Genomic DNA, 2,636 nt, shown 5'->3' with positions numbered 1-2,636 from the left:
AGATGTGGTTGCACCTGCATATCCGTAAGATGAAGTTATATTTACACCTGCAACTTTACCCGACAAAGTATTGCTTACATTAAGTTGTGCTACTGTTTCTAAATTGGAGGCACTTAGGGTTTTTACGCTGCCAGTAACATCTCTTCTTCTTTGTACACCATATCCTATTACCACTACTTCCTGTAAATCAGCAGATGCTTTTTCTAAACTAAAATTCAGCAGCATGTTATTATTTATAACACTTTCTCTTGTATTAAAACCTACTCCGGAGTATTGTAACACATCGCCCTGCCTTGCATTTAATCTGTAATTTCCGTTTGCATCTGCAGATGTTCCGGAACTTAGTCCTTTAATTTTTATGAATGCAAACGGTATAGGTTGCCCAGATGCATCTGTTACTTTTCCTGTAATTGTTTTAGTAATTCCCCTTGGCCTTGATGTTAAGCCTGAGGATTGTAAACGTTGTACGGGGTTTGTTCTAACCACCGGCGGCGCTATTACGACCGGGTCTTTTTTTATACTCTCTTTTTTAACCAGTTTTTGATTGTACCAATCTTTTAATGTTGCCATCATATCCAGTGAATTTTCGAGATCGTTTTCGTTTTTTGTTATGATGGTGCTGCTTCGTTGTTTCATTATACGGTTATATTCTTCCTTCAATTCTGCCGGTGGTTCAATCTCGTACTGTACATAATCATCAATAGTTTCCAGTACAATTAAAGATGTATTACGGGTAACAATACCAAACTGTTTACCCAGTCTTTCTATTTCATTTTTATTTTGATTATACTGAATATCCAGCTCCGCAATTTTTTTTTGTGCAAATATTTTGGTGATATCGAAGTTTTCGCAAAGCTGCGTTTCAGTATCAATGATGATAGTTTTTTCGTACGTTACTGTATTGCCATAACCAAACTGTAAAATAATTTCTTTAACGCCTTCTTCAGCAATTCCTGCAACAGCAAAATTGCTGTTCGCCGCAACCGGCATAGAAGGAAAATTTTCTTTTATTAAATTATTTTGTTTTATGCCCAAAAACCGGAATGGCTCATTCATTAATTTTTTAATGGCGTCTGCCGCTGATGTATTTTGTAAATCAATTAAAAGTCCGCCTGTTTTTAATGCAATAAATTTTAGATTGCTGTAGTCGGCTGCAGCAGCGCTGTTGATGCAGTACACAGCCTTGTTACTTAACTGTATTTGTTTGTTGCCAAGTGTTTGGTGGCCATCGCTCACTAAAATAAATTCATCTGCTTTTATATTTTTTAAATTAAGATTACCAAAATCGGTAGCGCCATCGTATTGTATAGTTTCAATACTTTCTTTTAATGAAACCCAATTGCCATTTTGCACTAAAAATGTTTTTATAGTTTTTATGGTATTGCTGAATACTACCAGGTTAACCGTTAGATTATTTATCTTTTTAAAATAGGCATCCAGCAATTCCTTTTCTTTTTTAATATTTCTGTTACTGCCGCTGAGCGAAGCATCCCACAATAATCCAATTGATGCAGGCATTATTTTTTCTCTTTCATTTTTTTGTAAACGGGTATTGATAAGATAATAATAATTGTTTTCAAATTGCTGCAGCATTACCTCTGCTGCATCCAAAGGTTTTGGTATGCTGAAAGAAAGTGAATAATTGGGTACATAATTAGTTTTTTGCAAAGACGAACTGTAAGTGTTATTGGTGTGGGTAAATTGAATGTTTTCGTTAAGGGCAGAATCAAAAACGGGCTGTGTTGCGGTCTGTATAACGGTTACATCAAGATTAAAACTGGTAACGGTATCTTTTAAATTTAATGGCAGATAATATTGTAAGGCATCGTTATTATTAACCGGTAATTCTTCTTCGTAACCAATAATAACCGTCCTTGTACTATTAGCGTTGATAGGATAAATCCTTGTACGAAAAGTATTGCCATCAACTTTTTCCAAAAGGCCGGGATCAACTCTTCGCCGCTCGATGGTTTCAAATACTTCGGTGCCTTTGCCACGGTCAACCGGCACGGCTTCTCTCATTTTTCCGTTAATGTCTAATGCATAACGGCTCACACTTAAACCATCTTTTAAAGGAAAATTCAATGTGCCTTCCAGTATTTTTGAAGTGGTATTTTTAAAAGTCATTTGCCAGGTAGTTCTGGCCACGGTGCCGCATACTTTTATTTCAATTTTCAGCGCCTGTAATTGCACGCCGTTATTTGTTTTCCCATCTACGGTAAGTTGTGGCGACTGTGCCTTTGATGTAAGTACGGATACTGTGATTATAATTGCAACTAAAATATATTTTCTCATAATATTGTTTGCTGCATGATGAGAAAATAAAAAGGATTACATAAAAATATTTTTAAAGAATAAATATTTTTACAGGAATTTTAATTCTTACAATTAAAAAAGCATTAGAAAAGCTGACAGCTTTTGCCATCTTGAGTTTATCGAAAGATGCCAAAGGTGCTGAAGATTTAAGCAGTAATCATTTTAGAAAAGAAACCTTCGCTTGAAAATAACCCGCCTTCGACAGGCTCAAGCCTGACAGTAAAATTATTTAAAGAATATTGATCCTACTTTTAAACACACAAAACTTTTTATAGTCTATTAATTTTTTGTACATTTAAATATTATGAAACTGATAAAAA

General features: G+C 34.8%; 1 protein-coding gene. It reads right to left on the bottom strand.

Annotated elements, in window-relative coordinates; genetic code table 11:
* On the bottom strand, positions 1–2,295 hold a 2,295-nt coding region (locus tag ACY65O_RS01440; RefSeq protein ID WP_462219067.1), incomplete at its 3' end, for a VIT domain-containing protein.
* Positions 2,296–2,636: the final 341 nt, after the last annotated feature.

This window comes from Ferruginibacter sp. (genome assembly GCF_031430955.1).
GTDB lineage: Bacteria > Bacteroidota > Bacteroidia > Chitinophagales > Chitinophagaceae > Ferruginibacter.
The sequence above is the reverse complement of the archived record's forward strand: the minus strand, read 5'-3'. Positions and strand labels throughout refer to the sequence as shown.